This is a genomic window from Verrucomicrobiaceae bacterium (assembly GCA_016713035.1).
Lineage (GTDB): Bacteria > Verrucomicrobiota > Verrucomicrobiia > Verrucomicrobiales > Verrucomicrobiaceae > Prosthecobacter.
This window is the reverse complement of the sequence record JADJPW010000004.1, coordinates 137,383-155,213: the sequence shown is the minus strand read 5'-3', so window position 1 is coordinate 155,213 and position 17,831 is coordinate 137,383. Positions and strand designations below refer to the sequence as shown.

Annotated in this window: 10 protein-coding genes; 5 read left to right on the top strand and 5 right to left on the bottom strand. The window is 60.0% G+C overall.

Annotation, left to right across the window (positions count from 1 at the left end):
* Window positions 1-4 precede the first annotated feature (4 nt).
* Window positions 5-5,119, top strand: a complete 5,115-nt coding sequence (locus IPK32_14775) for a tetratricopeptide repeat protein (GenBank protein MBK8093207.1) — start codon at window positions 5-7, stop codon at window positions 5,117-5,119.
* A 33-nt stretch (window positions 5,120-5,152) separates the two neighbouring features.
* Window positions 5,153-5,860 carry a pseudouridine synthase gene (locus IPK32_14770; protein MBK8093206.1) on the top strand — a complete coding sequence of 236 codons (708 nt, stop codon included), beginning with the start codon at window positions 5,153-5,155 and terminating at the stop codon, window positions 5,858-5,860.
* A 10-nt stretch (window positions 5,861-5,870) separates the two neighbouring features.
* Here the strand turns inward: IPK32_14770 and IPK32_14765 are convergent, their stop codons facing one another.
* From IPK32_14765 to IPK32_14750, 4 genes are all read right to left on the bottom strand, one after another.
* Window positions 5,871-6,500 carry a DUF1287 domain-containing protein gene (locus IPK32_14765; protein MBK8093205.1) on the bottom strand — a complete coding sequence of 210 codons (630 nt, stop codon included), beginning with the start codon at window positions 6,498-6,500 and terminating at the stop codon, window positions 5,871-5,873.
* Window positions 6,501-6,592: 92 nt separating this feature from the next.
* A complete protein-coding gene (locus tag IPK32_14760) occupies window positions 6,593-8,281 on the bottom strand; it encodes a hypothetical protein (protein MBK8093204.1) in 1,689 nt (562 codons plus the stop codon).
* A gap of 75 nt (window positions 8,282-8,356) precedes the next feature.
* A complete protein-coding gene (locus IPK32_14755; GenBank protein MBK8093203.1) occupies window positions 8,357-9,406 on the bottom strand; it encodes a transposase in 1,050 nt (349 codons plus the stop codon).
* Between the two features lie 155 nt (window positions 9,407-9,561).
* Window positions 9,562-10,860, bottom strand: a complete 1,299-nt coding sequence (locus IPK32_14750) for a hypothetical protein (protein ID MBK8093202.1) — start codon at window positions 10,858-10,860, stop codon at window positions 9,562-9,564.
* 185 nt (window positions 10,861-11,045) lie between these two features.
* Between IPK32_14750 and IPK32_14745 the strand changes: the two genes are divergently transcribed.
* On the top strand, window positions 11,046-11,915 hold the full coding sequence (locus IPK32_14745) for a hypothetical protein (GenBank protein ID MBK8093201.1): 870 nt from the start codon (window positions 11,046-11,048) through the stop codon (window positions 11,913-11,915).
* Window positions 11,916-12,079: 164 nt separating this feature from the next.
* Window positions 12,080-14,434, top strand: a complete 2,355-nt coding sequence (locus IPK32_14740; GenBank protein MBK8093200.1) for a hypothetical protein — start codon at window positions 12,080-12,082, stop codon at window positions 14,432-14,434.
* A 98-nt stretch (window positions 14,435-14,532) separates the two neighbouring features.
* On the opposite strand, the gene IPK32_14735 is transcribed toward IPK32_14740, so the two are convergent.
* Window positions 14,533-17,082 (bottom strand): excinuclease ABC subunit UvrA, encoded by a 2,550-nt coding sequence (locus IPK32_14735; GenBank protein ID MBK8093199.1) that lies wholly within the window; start codon window positions 17,080-17,082, stop codon window positions 14,533-14,535.
* 273 nt (window positions 17,083-17,355) lie between these two features.
* On the opposite strand from IPK32_14735, the gene IPK32_14730 reads away from it, so the two are divergent.
* The gene (locus IPK32_14730) at window positions 17,356-17,688 is read left to right on the top strand and encodes a hypothetical protein (protein ID MBK8093198.1); all 333 of its coding nucleotides are present in this window, start codon (window positions 17,356-17,358) and stop codon (window positions 17,686-17,688) included.
* The last annotated feature ends 143 nt before the right edge of the window (window positions 17,689-17,831 follow it).

The window sequence follows — 17,831 nt, the reverse complement described above, 5'->3', positions numbered from 1 at the left end:
GGGCTTGCCAGAAGAGAGCCTTTTTGTTAGCACCACAGCGATGATGGAGCCGGATGATGAAGTGATCAAAAAGGTGAGCGAGCTGCGCAAGCAGGCGTTGTTCCTAGATGCGTGGAAGCTGCTGGAGCCGTATGCGCGACCCGAGGAGTGGAGCCAGGCAAAGCACCGTGCCGTGGGTGCACGCATGATCGAATCCATGGGCGGTGAAAAGCGTGGGCGGAAGATGTGGTTCCGCCTTTGGCATGATCGCAGGACTCGCCATGTGGTGCGTGAGGACATGGTGTGGGAGCTGCTGGACATGCGCGGCGCTTTCTTGGCCTGGCAGTGGTTGGAGAAGCACCCACCGATGCCAGAGGAGGAGGTAGCGGAGCACCGTGATCATCCCGGTGTGCAGGCTTATCTTTTAGCGAAGCTGCGTGACTTTGAGCGTGCGGAAAAGCTCGTGGATGGGCTGATCGTGGCCCACCCAGAGTCCACTTGGGGTTGGTCTGTGAAAGCGGACATTTTGGAGCTGCAGGATCGGCGTGAGGAGGCCCTCGCGGCGGCGGAAAAGGCTCTGAGCATCCGCTCCACGCATATTTCCTCTCTCCACTCGCAGTTTGATCTGCTGCTGGCGATGGGGCGTGAGCCGGAGGCTCTGGAAAAACTGCGAGCTGGCTGCGCACGCACGCAATGCCCCTCCTTGCTGCGAAAATTAGCCAATCTCCAGATCGAGCTCGGCATGCACGAGGAGGCACTCGCCACGCTGAACCGTCATGAGGAGCTGCTGCCACTGATGGAGGAGGATATGCAGCGCTGGCAGGCTGGGAGACGCTGTGATCTCGCCAGTGCGATGGGCGACCACGCGGAGGCGCTACGGCAGGCGCGGCTGGCGGCAAAGCCAGACAGCTTCTATGCGAAAGTGGCTGAGTACTTGGAAAAAACACAGGGCCAGCAGCTTACCCGCCGCGTCCTGCCAGTCGGTTTTGTGGCGCAGCATCACCTCACGTGTGCCCCGGCGACGGTGAGCGCAGTAGCACGCTTTCTGGGCAAAGAAGTGGGTCATATCGAGTTAGCGGATGAGATTTGTTATGACGGCACCCCGCATTATCAGGAGCGAACATGGGCGGAGAAGCATGGCTGGGCCGTGCGCGAGTTCAGTGTGACGGTGGAGAGTGCCAAGCAGCTCATCGACCGCGGTATCCCGATCATTCTGAGCATGGTTTACTCCGATAGCGCCCATGCCCAGGCGGTGATCGGTTACGATGAATACCGCCAAGTGCTCTTCGTGCGCGATCCGTCGGAGCGCACCATGACGGAGTTCTTGGCGCTGGAGGCACTGGCGGGGCAGGCTCCCTTTGGTCCGCGTGGACTTGCCATGGTGCCGGTGGAGCAATCACACCGCTTTGATGGGCTGGAACTGCCGGAACAGGCTCTCTATGACATCAAGCATGCTTTTGATGATGCGCTGACACGCCATGACCGAGCGGCGTCATTGCTACTACTCGAGCAGATGCGGCGAGATCATCCGCAGGAGCGCTTACGTTGGCATGTGGAGCTGGCACTGGCTCGTTACGATGACAATACGCATGCACGCCTGGAGGGACTGGAGGCCCTGCTCCAGATGCATCCGAAAACGATCAACTGGCAGATCGACCGCCTGCATGTGCTGCGAGAGCTGCGTGGTCGTGAAGTCTTCACCGAGGAGCTGCGCCGCGCCTGTGCGGATAAGGAGACGCACCCACTGCTCTGGCGCATGCTGGGCCGTGAGCTGCACTGGGAGGCGCGGCATGTGGATGAGGCCCGCCGCTGGATTCACCGCTACCACCGCGCACGGCTGGATGCCTACGCGGTGATCACCTCTGCGAACATGCTTTGGGACGTGCGCCGCTGGGAAGAGGCCTCCGATTTGTACCGCATCGCGAGCTGCTTGGAGGATAAGAATGAATCCTTCACCATGTCTTACTTCAAGACATCTCGCTGGGTGCGGCGCAGTGAGGAGGCGCTGCGGCTGCTGCGGGGCCGCTTCGAGCGTGATGGGCATCTCTCACCACAGCCTGCCTACTCGCTGGCGGAGGCTCTCGATATGATCAATCGCACGGAGGAGGCCATCTCGGTGATGGATGCCGCCATCCAGCGCCGCCCGGATGACATGGAGCTCGCCCTCCAGCATGCGAACTGGCTCCTGCGCACTGGCAAGCTGGAACGTACGCGTGAGGCACTGGCACGGGTGAAATCCCGCACGGCACCTGGCGCATGGCACCGTGTCGATGCACAGCTCGCCAGCCAAGAGGGCGACCATCACCGTGAGCTGGCCGATTGGCAGCAAGTCATCCTCCATGAGCCCCAGGCTGCCGATGCCCACCGTGCCGTGGCGCGGCTGCTGGAGCAGTTGGAAAGCCGCACTGCGGCTCTGGCCCATCTGCGTGCTGCATGTGAGCGCTTCCCGTTTCACTGGCCACTGCATGACACCTGGAGTGATTGGGTACGTGGTGATAGCCCAGAGGCGATGGAGGCCGCTGCGCGTGAACTCCTGCGCATCGATCCACGCAGCAGCTCAGCATGGCGGGAAGTCGCCATCTCGATGAAAAACCGCCAGCGCTTCACGGAGGCACATGAGGCCATGCAGCACTCTGCCGCACTCGATCCGATGAATCCGTGGCACTACCATGTGCTCGGAGGCGTGTTCGCGGCAGAAAAACGGCTCCCAGAGGCCAAAGCGGCCTACCGCCGCGCGATCGCACTCGATGCGGATAGTGCTGATCCGATGAATGCGCTGCTCCATCACTGCAAAACGCAGCCTGAGCGCCTTTCTGAGCTGCGCTACATCCAGAGTGAGATCACACGCCAGGTCACCAATGGCAGCGGCGTGCTCGAATTCGCCTCCCTCGCGGGTCATTACCTGGAACCAGATGAGATGGAGCGCTTCCTGCGGCTGGCGCATGAGCAGCGTCCAGATTTATGGCAGACTGCTGTGACACTGGCAGAGCATCTTCGTGAGCATGACGGCGTGGAGCAGTCCATCACGCTCATGCAGGCCACTTGTGAGCGTTTTCCACTCATGCCACGCACATGGATGGAGCTGGCAGAGTGCTATGGTGCCCTACCAGACCGCAAACGCCAGATCGAGGCCGCTATGCGTGTGCGAGAGATCAATCCAGGCTGGGGCTGGGGCATGCGAAACCTCGCCGAGGCACTCAAAAAAGATGCACGCTACGAAGAAGCGCTCGATGTCATGCAGCAAGCCGTGCGCCACTCTCCGCAAGACGGGCGTAATCACGGCTGGGTCGCTGAACTGGCCTGGCATCTCGGCAAAAAACGACTCGCGGTCGATCATCTGAAAAAAGCCGTCGAGCACGAGCCCGGCTACGGATGGGCCTGGGGCCGTCTCGAAGAATGGGGGGCCGAAGTCGGCGAGAAAAACGCCGCTCGTGAGGCTGCGGAGGCGCTGACACGCTCACGGCCGAATGAGGCCCGCTCCTGGCTCACCCTGGCGGATTTGATGACGCAGGCCTCCGAGTTCCCTGCGCAACTCGCCACGCTGGATCGCGCCATCGCAGCCGCTCCGCATGCCACACGGGCTTATGATGAAAAAGCTCGTGTTTTGACCCTGGCTGGTCGTTTTGAAGAGGCCTTCGCCGTGCTTGAATCCCACCCAGATCAGCAGCGGCCCGCAGACATCATCGCCCGTGAGGCCTGGATTCTCTGGCGCAAGCATGACCGCAGTGCCGCCGTGGCCCGCATGCGCTCCGCGCTGGAGGCTGATCCAGCGATGGTCTGGGGCTGGAAGTGCCTCGCAGAGTGGTATGAGGCGATGAAGGATCTCTCTGGCGAAGAAGATGCGATCACGCACCTCAGCCAGATCGAGCCCGGTGATCACATCCACCTCGGACTGCTCGGAGACGTGCGGGAGCGCCGTGGCGACACCGCAGGTGCCATCGCGGCTTTTGAGCGAGCATTGGCCATCGCGCCTGATTACGGTTTTGCACTGCGGAAGCTCTTTGATCATCACTGTGGCAAAAAAGACTTCGCCACGGCCCGAAAGCTCCTGGATGACTCACGTCCGCACTATGCAGAGATCGAGTATCACTCACGGCTCTTCCTCTGGCACTGGCGGCAGGGCCAGTCCGCCGAGTCGCGTGCAGCGCTGCTCAAAATGACCGAGCAGGAGGATGCCTTCGATTTCTCCTTCAATCGTGTTCTTGATGAAGTGAAGCTCAAAAAGACCCGGCCAGAGCTCCCCATCATGAGAAACGAGCTCGCGAAGACCATTCGCGATGGGAAAGCCCGAAACACGCATGCAGCGGCCTTTTATGTCGCACTCACCCATCTGCTCGGGCAGGTGCCGCGCTGGAATGTGCTCTGTCACGTTCCGTTGGGTGATGAGGGCAGTGAGCAGGTCATCATTCGCTATGTCAATAAAACCGTCGAACGCTGGGAGGAGCAGGAGAAGGCGTCCTTTGGCCTCCTCGCATGCTGGTGGGAGGCTCGTCGCATCGACCAGCTCATCCGCGAGCGCCGTGAGGCGCTGCAAAGCAACAATGAGATGTGGGGCACCATCGGATATGCCCTTCATACCTTAAAGCGCCATCGGCAGGCCGTCGATTGGCTCCAGGACTGGCGTGAGCGCTCTCACCTGGAGCCCTACATGCTCAATAACCTGCTCATGTCCCTTCAGAGCCTAGGTCGCCGTGATGAAGCCGCTGCCGTGCTCGCACGCGGGCTCGATTTGCCACGTCATGACGATACCACCATGCGATTCCACCTCTACGCGGCGCTGGAGGATGCACTCGCCCACAGCGCAGACAGCGCTCAAAAGCATCTGGACGTGGTGCATGAGCCAGAGCTATCCGCCTTTTCAAAGCGTGTGCTCGGACTCGTACGGTCCCTGCTCGACTACCAGCCAGGAAAGCCGCCCAAACCCTTTCATCAGGGCGCTCAGACTGCTCTAAGCTTATTCATGGACTCCAATGAAGATAGCCGCCTCGGACGAGACTACGCCACCCGCGCATGCTCGCTCATCGGACGGCATAATCATTCTTGGAAACCGCAGATTTGGCTGTTTTACGAGCGTCAAAGCCGGATGCTATGGCTCTGTGGAGTCATCCTGGTTGTCATCCTCAGCCGACTCCTCCGCTGATCCACGCACAGACATGCAGACACCATCTTCCACATGAAGCTCGACCGCTTGATCGCTAAACACCGAGGGATGGGGCGCAAAGCTGCGCTGCGAGTGATCGCGGCACGGCGGGTGCGTGTCGCAGGCGTCATCGAGACGGATGGCCATGTGGAGGCGGATCGATTCACCCAGGTGGAGCTCGATGAGGAAGTGGTGCAGGCCGCAGAGTGCGGGCATTACCTCATCATGCACAAGCCCGTGGGCTATCTCAGTGCCACAAAGGATGCACAGCTCCCCACCGTGCTGGATTTGATGCAGATGGAGGAAAAGCACACGCTGCACCTAGCCGGGCGGCTGGATCGCTCCACCTCTGGCCTGCTCTTGCTGACCAATGATGGCCGCTGGTCAAAGCGACTGATGACCGCAGAGCACAAAGTGCCGAAGGTGTATCTCGTCGAAACGCATGAGCCGGTGCCAGCGGATGCTGTGGAGGCCTTTGCACGCGGCTTTTACTTCCATACGGAGGACATCACCACGCTGCCTGCGCAGTTGGAGATCACGGGTGAGTGCTCTGCCCGTGTGACACTGCATGAGGGACGCTATCATCAGGTAAAGCGCATGTTTCACCGTGTCGGCTGCCGTGTCGCCACACTGCATCGACTCAGCGTCGGTGCCCTGACGCTGCCACAGGAGCTCAAACCGGGTGAATGGCGTGCCATGACGCCAGAAGAACGTGCGAAGTGCCTCCTGAGTGAGGACTGAGGCAGTCGCATCACTTCGGATGCCAACGATAATGCCCCGTGAGCGGGAACTCGAAGAGCCGGTCTTCGATCTGCGGTCCACTGCCGATGTTGTGAACGATCCAGGGCCGCTCACCGCCATCTGGCGCCGGGACGACGAGCGCGATGTGTGGCAGCTTGCCCGCGACGGTGCAGGTGATGAGATCGCCCGGTAGATAATCCGCAGCCTTTTGCGTGATGGGGAGCGCAGCGCCACGGCGCTTGAAAAAGGTCTGCAAATTCGGCACGCGACGGTGGTCGATGTTTGAATCTGGCCGCGTGAGACCCCAGTTGCGTGGATAGGCACGAAAATCCCGCCGCATGTCCTCGTGGACGAGCTTTTGCAGATCAAAGCCGATTGCGCGGTAGCTGCGGATGACTTCATCGGTGCAGACTCCAGTGTCCGCAGGCACATCACCACCTGGATAGGCCAGTTTCAGATACGCAGGGTCGTAGCGCACACTCTGATGCGTGCGATCCAGAGCCGCACGGACGAGTTTCCCTGCGAAAAGGCTCTCCGCCGGGGCATATCGCCGTGCCTGATCTGCGAGATCACGTGTGGTCGTGGCCTGCACGGGTAGCAGCAGGCCTAGAGTCAGGAAGAGTAAAGGGATGCGTCGCATGGCATGATCTCGGACTGGGAAACGGAGCCCCAGACGCTGTTTTGATGCTTCAAACGTCACCCGAGGCGACTCTGGTGCCTGCGCAGCCGTTTTTAGTCAAAAGTGACTTCGAGCACTTCCATGACCGGAACGCGTGCTTTGCGCGGTTTCGGCTGTTTGGCGGCTTTCGCAGGTTTTTCGGCCTTTGGAGCTGCATCGTCTTTTTCGTCTTTTTTGGCTCCGACGGGCGGATTATCACCCTGGACGCCGAGGAAGAGCATCGCGTCACTGTACTCGATGACGTAACCTTCGCTGGTGAGCCAGCGGATGTCTTTGAGCACCTCCACCTGCTGCATGGTGGGCTTCAGTGGCTCATTTTCGGCAGGCGGTGGAGCATCCTCATCACGCGGCGGTGATGGAGCGATGGCCTCCACGAGGGCGTGGATATGCATGCCGTTGTTTTGCTTTAGCAACTCAACGATCTTGGCCAGCGGAGCGGAAAAGATGACGGCAGGGTCGATGGCACGCGGACGGACACGGCTGATGAACATCTTGCCACCCCGGCGCTTGAACATTTTCAGCCCACGACGCTCCAGACCTGCGGAGAGCTTCTGGGAGATGTCGAAGAGATGCTTGCGGGCATTCTCCACACTCTGGCGCAGCATAATGAAAAGAACGTGCGTGAGCTTGGCCTTGTCGATGTTGCCCGGGATATTGACGTCACGCAGCTCGGTGACGGAATCTGCAGCGTGGATGCGGCGGAAGTGTGCATCGACATCGGCACGCGTGGCGAAGGTCTGCGGCTCGGCTCCTTCAGCCACTTCGCCTTTGAGATAGACCCAGCGGCGGCCTTTGGTGCATTGTTCCTTCCACTTTTCGACAAGTGCAGGATCAGACTCCACCTTGATGCGGCGCTTGTAGTCCTCCAGCGACATGTTCGCGAAACGCTCGCGGTGGCGGCGAATGAGCGCTGTCTGATAGCTGTGATGGCTAGGAGGGCCGAGCACCTCACCTGTAAATCCACAGACGCCGACCGATTTGAAATCACCCTTGGGTGCCTCTAGCTCGACGTCCTCGGCGCGGTAGTATTCGTCAAAGATCGGGCTGGAGAGAATGTGTGCGACGGCCTCGTCACGATTGAGGAAGAGCCCGCCATCGAGCTCACATTTAAAGAGCGGCGTGGGGCGCTTCTCCGCGCACTGGACGCGGACATGGTAGCGCTCGCCACCTGCTAGCACGATGCGTGCGGCATCATACATGCTGAAGGCGTGGCCCGTATTGCGCACATGCTGGGCGAGCGTATCGAGCGTGGCATCCTCTGGATAAATCGTGAGTGTGACATCCTGCGGGATGGGCTGCCACTCACGCTGCGGACGCTGGTCTCCCTGCGGGGGGCCGTCACGGCGACGATCACGGTCTCCAAACCGGCGCGGCGGGCCACCAGAGCCTGCGCCTTCACGGCGATCGCCACGCTGCGGACCTCCAGGCCCATCACGACGCGGACCAGCACCACCCTGGCCACCACCACTACCGAAACGGCGCTCACCAGAAGGTGGGCCACGGCGCTCACCGCCTGGGCCAGCGCCACCGCCTTCGCGACGACCACGACCTGCAAATCCACCACCACCGCCGCCATCACGACGATCTCCGCGTGCAGGGCGATCCTCGCGACCAGCATAGCGCTCGACGATTTTATCGGGCTTACCAAAATCGGCGACCCATGCAGGCATCATGACGAGACTAGAAAGATCAAGGAGATCACTCGGTGGCTCGGTAGGGGTGGAGTCGGCGTTGTCGCTCATAAATACGTGGCAAAGGGGGAAGCGTGGGGGCGCGATTATGGGCGCAACCAGCCTCTTGTCGCGCATTTTGTTTAGCTAGGGTGGGGGAGGGCCCTGGGCAGGCCGAATCACGTCCACCTGCAAATCACGCAGTACATGCAGTTCCACGGCGGGGTCATCCTGCTGCACTCCACGTAGCCTCCGGGCTCCCTCCTTCCTCTTTGCTCCAAAGCGTGATCTCCGCGCCCGGAAGATGGCATTGACGAAGTCTTTGCCCCCTATCACGGCTCCATCGGTGAAGTATCTCACCCGGCAGCGCAGCGCTTCGGCTACGGGGAGTTTTCCGCCTGCTTGGAGCACGCTCTGGTAATCCTCTTCGCGGATTCGGCCCCGGCTGCGGCCATCCGCTCTCGCTCTACTCGCTGTGCCCCAGGTGAAGAGCAGGGTGCGGTAATACTCCGCACTCCCGCCGTCGGGTCTGGGGTTGCTCGATTGTGCCTGCGCGGCCTTTTCGATGCCTTGGCGGGCTTTTTTCACCCCCGCGACGGCTTGGGCATAGCCGCACCAGCGGTAGTCTTTCGGGTCGGTGACCAGCTTTGCCCGCACGGGATTGAGATCGACATACGCGGCGGTCATGGCCAGAGCGGTGCCACCTTCCACCAGGGTGCTACGGTAGCGCTCCTCCCAGAGGGTGCCGCGGCGCTTGTGGCGCTTATTAAACCACTGGCTGAAGCGTTGCTTGAGTGACTTCATGAAGGCGCTGATGTCCCACATGCGAGCCCGCCAGCCATTGAGGATCTGCTCGGCCTGCGCTGTTGCTCCGATCTGGCGCAAGTGCTGCAATTCGGCCTCCACGATCCCGGCGACGGACTTGCCGAAGGCCTGGCGAATGATTTCCAGCACCACAGACTCATCTGGCAGCACATCCGGTCTGCGCGGCACCTCGACGAGGACATGGAAATGGTTGGAGAGGACACAAAAAGTGATCACGCGGACCTGGCAGAGGGATTCATACATGCGCATGAGGCGCACGAAGTGCTCCCGCTCCTGCTCCAGGAGGACGAAGTCACGGTTCACGATGCGTGAGACGCAGTGGTAAAAAGCAGTGGGGTGGTGCTTGGGTGCCTTGAGCCGAGGCTGACGCATGGGCGGAGCGTGGCGAGAAAGAGAGGTCGTGCAATAACATATTGATAAAGGGACAGACTATTAAAATATTGCGTGGCCAAGGGCGCGAGAGGGCGGAGTAGCGGCGAGTTCCCTCGAATCTCTCGAATCTGTTTCTCGTGCTTTTCTTTGCTCCTTTACGGGGCGAAACCTTTGAGGGTGTCTTGCAGGATGTGCAGGATGTGCTCGCGTTCTGAGGTGCCGAGGTAGGTGTAGCGGCTTTCGGGGTCGGTGCCGGTGAGGATGGTGCGCAGGCGTTGTAGGACGGTGTTTTTGAGGGCGGGAGGGAGATGCTCAAAGGTGAGGCTGTGGACCATGTAGCTGCAGCGATATTTGAAGAGGCGGCTGAGGAGTTGGAAGTCCTTCAAGCTGCGGCCGTCTTTGGATTGCGGGGCGTTTTTGCTGAAGGCGGCTTGGAAGGCGGGATCGCCTTCGAGGCCTCCATCCGGCAGGGCGGCTTCATCTTTAAAAAGTAGGGCGTCGATGACGTCTTCGGTGCAGTGGTCGATGAGGCGGCGGGCGGTGCCTATGGGTTCGTTTTGCACGGTTTCACCCATCTCGCGTTGGAGGCTGGTTTGCATGTGCATGGCACGCAGGGCGGTGTGTGCTGCTTTGGTGAGCACGTTTTGTACAGAGGTCTGGTGCTCCAGGACCATGAGGGCGACGATGTCGCTGGTTTTGCGTGGGTAGGGGCTGGTGTCGAAGTATTTGGCCAGGGAGGTGGCATTTGCTCCGGCTTTGAAGTCCATGTCGCAGCTCTGATCTGGGTTTTCAAAGGCGATGACGTTGCCGCGGTGGAGTGAGTCGCCGTGGCACCCGGTGACGTACCAGCCGCCCCAGCGATCTGAAAAGGGTGTCGTGGTGTCCACGACGGTGCTGCCCTGGCTCATGATGGGATGGCCTTCGGAGTCGGGGAAGACGGAGCGTACGAGGACGCCGGGCACCTCGGGGGTAAAGGGGCCGCCATGGCAGCTCAGGCAGCTCTGATCTCGCTCAAAGTGGAGCGGCTTGTCCTGCGGCAAGTAGGGATCGAGCAGGTAAAAGATGGGGCCAAGTACGGGATCGACAGTGGAGACCTCGATGGAGCCGCCGAGGCAGTAGCCGATGTAGGCGTTGTCGCCGAAATAAACGACGCGTGGGGTGCGCGGGCTGATGCGGTCGTTTTGTTTGCTGGTTTTGGAGAAAACCATGACCTGGGACTCCGCCGGGATTTTGAATTGGTGCATGAGGCCGCGCAGGATGCTCCAGGCGTCTTTGCGGTCGATTTTGACGCGGCCCGCGAGCATGGCTTTTTCCAGGTGCTGGGCGGCGTCGCGGGGCTGGGTGGCGGAGTAGTTGATGGGGGCGTTTTCGAAGACATCCTCTGCGCCGACGGCACTTGTCAGTGCCAGCGTGGCTGGGAAAAGGAGGATGCTGAGTCGCGAAAATGCACTCATAGGAGGGCGGGGTGGGCTGAGAATGCGGTAACTACATACGGGGCTGGAGTCGCAGGCTTTGTGTGTGACTTGTGCGTTTTAACGAGCGTGTCTTGAGCAGGGGGCGGGCGAAAAATGGGTGCGAAATGAGGGTGGCGGCCAACTATATGTCGCTCACTGCGGGAAATGACTGTTTATTTCGGGCTTTGAACCCCGCCTCTCCAGCTTCCACCTCTGTTCCCGCTACGGCTCCTCTGGGCCAGGCGGTGCCATGGTGGTTTTGGCTGCATGTGCTGAGTCTGGAGGCTCCGCTGGTGGCGGTGCTGTGGCAGATGAGTCTGGCGCGGCAGCATGGGCTGGCGCTGATGCCATCACTCTACCAGGGCCTGGCTCTGGCGGTTTGGACGGTGTACTTGGTGGATCGGACGATGGATACTTCGAAGGCGGCCTTTGATGTGCGGCATGCTTTTTATCAGCGTTTTCGCAGTGAGATCACGGTGATGGTGCTGCCTTTATGTGTGGCGGGTTTGGTATGGTTGGCTTTCTGGCGGGTGCCAGAGGATGTGATGTGGCAGGCGGTTAGTATCGCGGTGGTGACGTTGTTTTATTTCCTTATCTTTATCGTGCGGATCGCTCCACCGCTGGTTCCGAAGCCGCATGCGGCGGGGCTCATCTTTGCGCTGGGGTGCACGAGCAGTATTCGCTTCTTTGGCATGCCGGAGACCGTGGCGGAGCCTCTGCTGGAGTGCGTGGTAATCGCCTTTCTATTCATCACGAACCTGACTGGCATCGCGGCGAAAAATGAAGAGATGACGCAGGCCGGCACCCGGCGCTGGAGGGTGCTGCATCCGGCGCTGCTGGGCTGCCATGTCATCATTCTCGCAGCGCTGCTGGTGCTCATTCATCTGGAGCGGTGCCCAGCTGGACTCGCCGCCACGATCACGACGGCGCTGTGTGGCCTGGCGCTGCTGGCGGTGCTGCATCGCTATCGTGCGGCGCTTTCTCCGGCGGCTTATCGCGTGCTGGCAGATCTGGCGGTGATCGTGCCGCTGCCGCTGCTGTGGCTGGTCGGGTGATGCGTGGGGAAAATCTCGTGTGACGGCGTGATCAGGGCTGGAAGTCTCTGGTGCGATGGCGCAGACTTGTAGGCATCATGCTTTGTGTATTCTCGAACCTGTGGCCCACGATCGCGACTTTCTTGCGTGGCACTTTCATTTTCAGCGCATTGGCTTCGGTATGGATGCTGCACCCCGCCACCGCCCTAAGCGCGGAGACCCTGCCGCCCTTCAATACACGTATGGAGTCGATGAAGCCACTCGGACCGCAGTCTGAGCTGGCTCTGGCGAAGCTGGCCGATGACGGCATACCTGGAAAGCGCGATCAATTGATGAAGCAGATGCAGTGGGCCATCGAGGTCATGAAAAAGGCCGCCGACATCACCGAAGCAGAAAAGACTGCCCTGCTCGAAGATGCGAAAAAGCCCATCGAGGCAGCTCTCACCGCCTGGAAGCCCCGCTACATCGAATCGCTGCGTTTTTACCTCGTGCGTGAGGAGGCGGATGCCGCCCAGGCACGGCGTGTGCAGCAGTGGCGCATGGACCAGGCAGAAAAGCGCCTCACCATCGCAGGCTGGACGCTGCCAGACCTGCTCCCGATGTGGCAGGAGGCTGTGAAGGCACGCCTCGGCCCCGAGCGTGGCGAGCTAGCCCTAGCTGCCCGTGAGGCAAAGCGTGTAGCTCTCGAAAAAGAGCTCCACACCTTCCTCGAGACCTGGGGCACCAATAACCGTGGCAGCATGGACGAGGAACTCCGCGCCTGTGTCGAGGACATGAAAAAGGAGCTTCAACTCGATGCGAAGCAGACCGATGCCCTGTTTGAGGCCGCACGGCAGCTCGTCGATGCTCATGTCGCCGCTGAAATCATCGCGGGGGCAGATCTGATGCGCTCCTTGCCCGAGGAGCAGCGCCTCGTGACCATGGGGCGGAATAACAGCTTCGGCACCCGCTTTGTGCGGCCCACAGGCATCGACTTGGAGAATAAGTGGAAGCAGATCGCCGCAGCACTCATCGGCGCAGACAGGGTCACGAAATGGGCCGCAGCCCTGGAGAAGCAGAAAGCTAAGGATGAAGAGCAGATCATCGACTCTCTAAAGCCTAGCGAGCAGCAGACACGCACCCAGATGGAGGAGCTCATGGACCGCGAGGTGGACGGGCTCGCCACCGCACTCGACATGGATACCGCTCGCCGCACGCAGCTCCAGGCACTAGCGAAAAAAGCCGTCGATGCCAGCATCGACGCAGCATGGAAAAACTGGCGCCGCAACATGAGCAAATGGTCTGCCATCCAGCGCCGCATCCGCCGCCAGAACACCTATCTAGGCGTCGTCACCGACGACCAGCCTCAGAAGCAGCCCGTCTGGCTGGAGGGGCTCAAAAACATCGTCACCGCAGAGGAACAGCAGCGAGTCAAAGACGAAGCCACCAACCGCAAAGCACGCATGGGAGTCGCCCTCGCCCGCATCACACTCATTGAGATGGATCGCTACATGGCCCTGGATGCCACCCAGCGCAGCAGCTTGGAAAAACTCATCCTCCCTCACATGCAGGACATCCTGCGAGAGGAAAGCGAGCAATACTGGAGCTACTCCACCACCCAGCTCTTCCAAGCCGCCGCCAAAGTCGATACAAAGACACTCACCACCCTCCTGGATGAATGGCAGCGCACACGCTGGGAAAAGCTGCGAGCCAATCCACCAGACGCAAACAACAACAGCAGCAACAGCGGCCAAGTCCCCACCATCTCAGATGAAGACCCAGCGGCCTCCCCTGAAGCCGAGCCCCTCGATGTCGAGGTCGAGACATCCCGTCACCTCTACAAATACAGCAACGCAGAGCGTCAGCGCAGGCTCGATCTCATGCTCGCCCGTGTCGAAGACGCCCGCCGCACCCTCACCCTACCAGCAGAAAAGACTGCCCGCCTCCGCACCGCCGCCAAAGGTGCCGTCGAGGCCGACATGCGCGAATGGCGCGTGAGCGTTGAAAGCTGGGTCCGCAGCGCCGTGCAGCGAGCCACACCAGAAAACGTGCGCCAGACGCTCGCCAGCATGGAGCGCAGCAGTTTCGGCGGACGCCAGACCGGCGGCCCCGAAAAGCAGGAAATCTGGCAGCGCACCCTCAGCAGCCTCCTCAGTGAATCCGAGCGCACACACTGGACCCGCGTCCAGACCGAGCGTGAAGCCGCCCGCCTCACCGCGCTCGCCTCCATGACCACCCAGGAGCTAGACCGCCGCCGCCGCCTCTCTGCCACCCAACATGAAAAAGTCACCCAGCTCGTCACCGCCGTCCTTAAAGACTACCTACCCGACATCGAGCGCTACATGAGTCACAGTTGGTATCTGCAATACTACTACTCCCTCCTGCCCTTAGCCGGCGTCAAGGACGCCGACCTCAAAGCCATCCTCACCGAGCGCCAATGGAAAGCCGTCGAAGACCGCGACCTCCCCGACGCCGAGCAATATTGGGAAGGCATCGAAAACTACCACAAACAGCGCCTCGAACGCGGCGACTCCGACCCCGACGATCCCTTTGCTAGGTGACCGTGCACAAGCATGAAGGCGGCACAGTCTCGTTCCAAACGCAGCAATAATAAAATTGGCATTAAACATTAAGTCTGACTGCTTACTCCGCGCTCCCATCACACAGGTTTTCGGCTCTTGCGAGCGGGAGACAGACCCAGATAAGCGGCGAGGTAAGGAGCTGTGCTGCCGTCGCTCTGAGCCACCTTTGCGGGTGGGCCGGAGGCGACGATGCGGCCGCCTTTGGCTCCAGCACCAGGGCCGATGTCGATCACCCAGTCGCTTGCGGCCATCACGCTCACATCGTGCTCCACCAGGATGACTGTATTGCCCGCAGCCACTAGGGCATCGAGTTGAGCGGTGAGTCTCACCACATCGGAAGGGTGCAGGCCGGTGGTCGGCTCATCTAGGATATAAAGAGAATCTCCACGCTGCGCTCGCTGTAGCTCGGTGGCCAGCTTGATCCTTTGGGCCTCGCCGCCGGAAAACTCAGTCGCTGGTTGCCCTAAACGCAAATAGCCTAAGCCCACCTCTCGCAACACGGCCAGTGGGCGGCGCACCTGTGGCTCATCGGTAAAAAAGGTCCACGCATCATCCACGGTCATTCCCAGGATATCGGCAATCGACTGGCCGCGGCATTTAATCTCCAGCGTCTTTTCGTTGTAGCGACTTCCTTTGCAGACTGGGCACGGCGTATAAACGCTCGGCAAGAAAAGCAACTCCACCATCACAAAACCCTCGCCGGTGCAATTCGGACAGCGACCCTTGGCAACGTTGAAGGAAAAGCGCCCGGAATCATAGCGGCGGGCGCGTGCCTCGGGCATGGCGGCAAACTTGGTGCGGATGTGATCAAACAAACCGGTGTAGGTGGCCAGATTGGACCGTGGAGTGCGGCCAATGGGCTTTTGATCCACGCGCACCATGCGCGCAATGCCTTCCATGCCGGAGACGATTTCACCGCCCAAGGTGGCTACTTCCGTCACCTCCAGATCATCGCCTTCGATCTCATCTTCAGGTGGCTCGGCACCCAAATGTTTCGCAACCAACTCGACCAACACCTGACTCACTAAGCTGGATTTGCCTGAGCCCGAAACGCCAGTCACCGAGGTGAGCACACCTTTGGGGATATCCACATCCAAGTTGACGAGATTGTTGCGCGTCACGCCCTTGAGTCGCAGCCATTCCTTCGGTTCGCGAGTGGTGCGCACGGGTCTCTTTGAATGGTCCTCGAACAAGTATTGCCGTGTCTGGGACTCTGCCACGTTCTTCAAGCCATCGGGCGGCCCACTGTAGAGGATCGTTCCACCGTGCTGACCCGCTGCTGGGCCGACATCCACGATCCAGTCTGCCTTGCTGATGATGTCCAGCTCGTGCTCCACCACGAACAACGAATTGCCCGCAGCCTTGAGTTGATTCAGTGCAACCAAAAGTGCCTCCGTATCCGCTGGATGCAGGCCTGCTGAGGGTTCATCTAGCACATACACGACACCGAAAAGGTTGGAACGGATCTGAGTCGCCAAGCGTAGCCGTTGCAACTCACCGGGCGAGAGCGTGGGCGTGCTGCGCTCCACCGATAGATAGCCCAAGCCCAGCTCCAATAAGGTCAAAAGCCGTGCATACAGATCCGCAGTGATCCTGCGGATGACCAAGGCCTTTTCAGGATGATCAACGACAGCACTCTTCAGGCTCGGTGCAGTGCCATCGGCATAGGGCTGGACGATTTTAGCCAGCTCGTCCATGGTCAGTAGCGATAGCTCCGCTATGTCGAGCCCCGCGAACTTCACGGAGAGAGATTCCTGGCGCAGCCGCTTGCCGTGGCACAACGGGCACTCGTCCGCCAGCATGAACTGGAGTGCGCGTTTCTTCATCATCGCGCTCTCGGAGTTGGCAAACGAGTGCAGCACATGGCGGCGCGCGCTGGAGAAGGTTCCTTGATAATCGGGCACATCTTTACGCTTCAAAGCAAGGCGTGTCTCATCTGGAGTCAGCCCAGGATAAACCGGCACCTGGGGCTGCTCTTCTGTGAAGAGTATCCAATCGCGCTGCGCCTTTGGCAAATCACGCCATGGGCAATCCACATCGATCCCCATGGACACCAAAATATCACGCAAGTTCTGGCCGCCCCAAGCGGTCGGCCACGCAGCGATAGCTCGCTCGCGAATGGTCAGGCTATCATCAGGGACGAGGGATTTCTCAGTGACCTCATAGATGCGGCCCAGGCCATGACAAGTTGTGCACGCGCCTTGCGGATTGTTGGGCGAAAACGACTCGGCGTATAAAATCTCCTGACCCTGCGGATAGTCGCCCGCGCGGGAATACAACATGCGCAGCAGATTCGACAATGTCGTGACGCTGCCCACGGAAGAGCGAGTGGTAGGCGAGCCGCGTTGCTGCTGAAGCGCGACCGCTGGCGGCAGGCCTTCGATCTGGTCCACCTCTGGCACCGCCATCTGATGAAAAAGCCGCCGCGCATAGGGCGATACCGACTCCAGGTAGCGTCTTTGCGCTTCGGCATAGAGCGTGCCGAAGGCGAGCGAAGATTTCCCAGAACCCGACACGCCCGTGAAGACAACGAGCGCATTACGTGGAATGTCCACGTCGATATTCTTTAAGTTATGCTCACGTGCTCCGCGCACGTGCACCATGTCGTCATAGCTTTTTGGGGACATACTGAGGAAGATGGTTGTTGAGAAATTCGGTTACCGAACCGGAGGCACCAGTGAATGAAATTATAATCGGGATAAGACCTTGGATGTGAGATTTTTTTACGCGCTCGTAGTATTCTTTTTCCTCGCTGCTTGCTATGTATATATAGCCATGAGCATAGTTTAAATAATAAGCTAGGTTCAAAGCTCAATAGCCTCCCCAGTGAATCCGAGCGCACACGCTGAACCCGCGTCCAGACCGAGCGTGAAGCCGCACGCCTCACTGCACTCGCCTCCATGACCACCCAGGAGCTGGACCGCCGCCGCCGCCTCTCTGCCACCCATCATGAAAAAGTCACCCAGCTCGTCACCGCCGTCCTCAAAGACTACCTACCCGACATCGAGCGCTACATGAGTCACAGTTGGTATCTGCAATACTACTACGCCCTCCTGCCCTTAGCCGGCGTCAAGGACGCCGACCTCAAAGCCATCCTCACCGAGCGCCAATGGAAAGCCGTCGAAGACCGCGACCTCCCCGACGCCGAGCAATACTGGGAAGGTATCGAAAACTACCACAAACAGCGCCTCGAACGCGGCGACTCCGATCCCGATGACCCCTTCGCTAGATGACCGTGATCAAGCATGAATGCGGCACAGCCTCGTCCCAAACGCAGCAACACTAAAGTTTGAATTTAAGCCCGGCTACTTATTGGAAACCATTTATGGCAACGACCGCCAGGTAACCAAATTCAAAGTATCAAGCGGTGCACAGC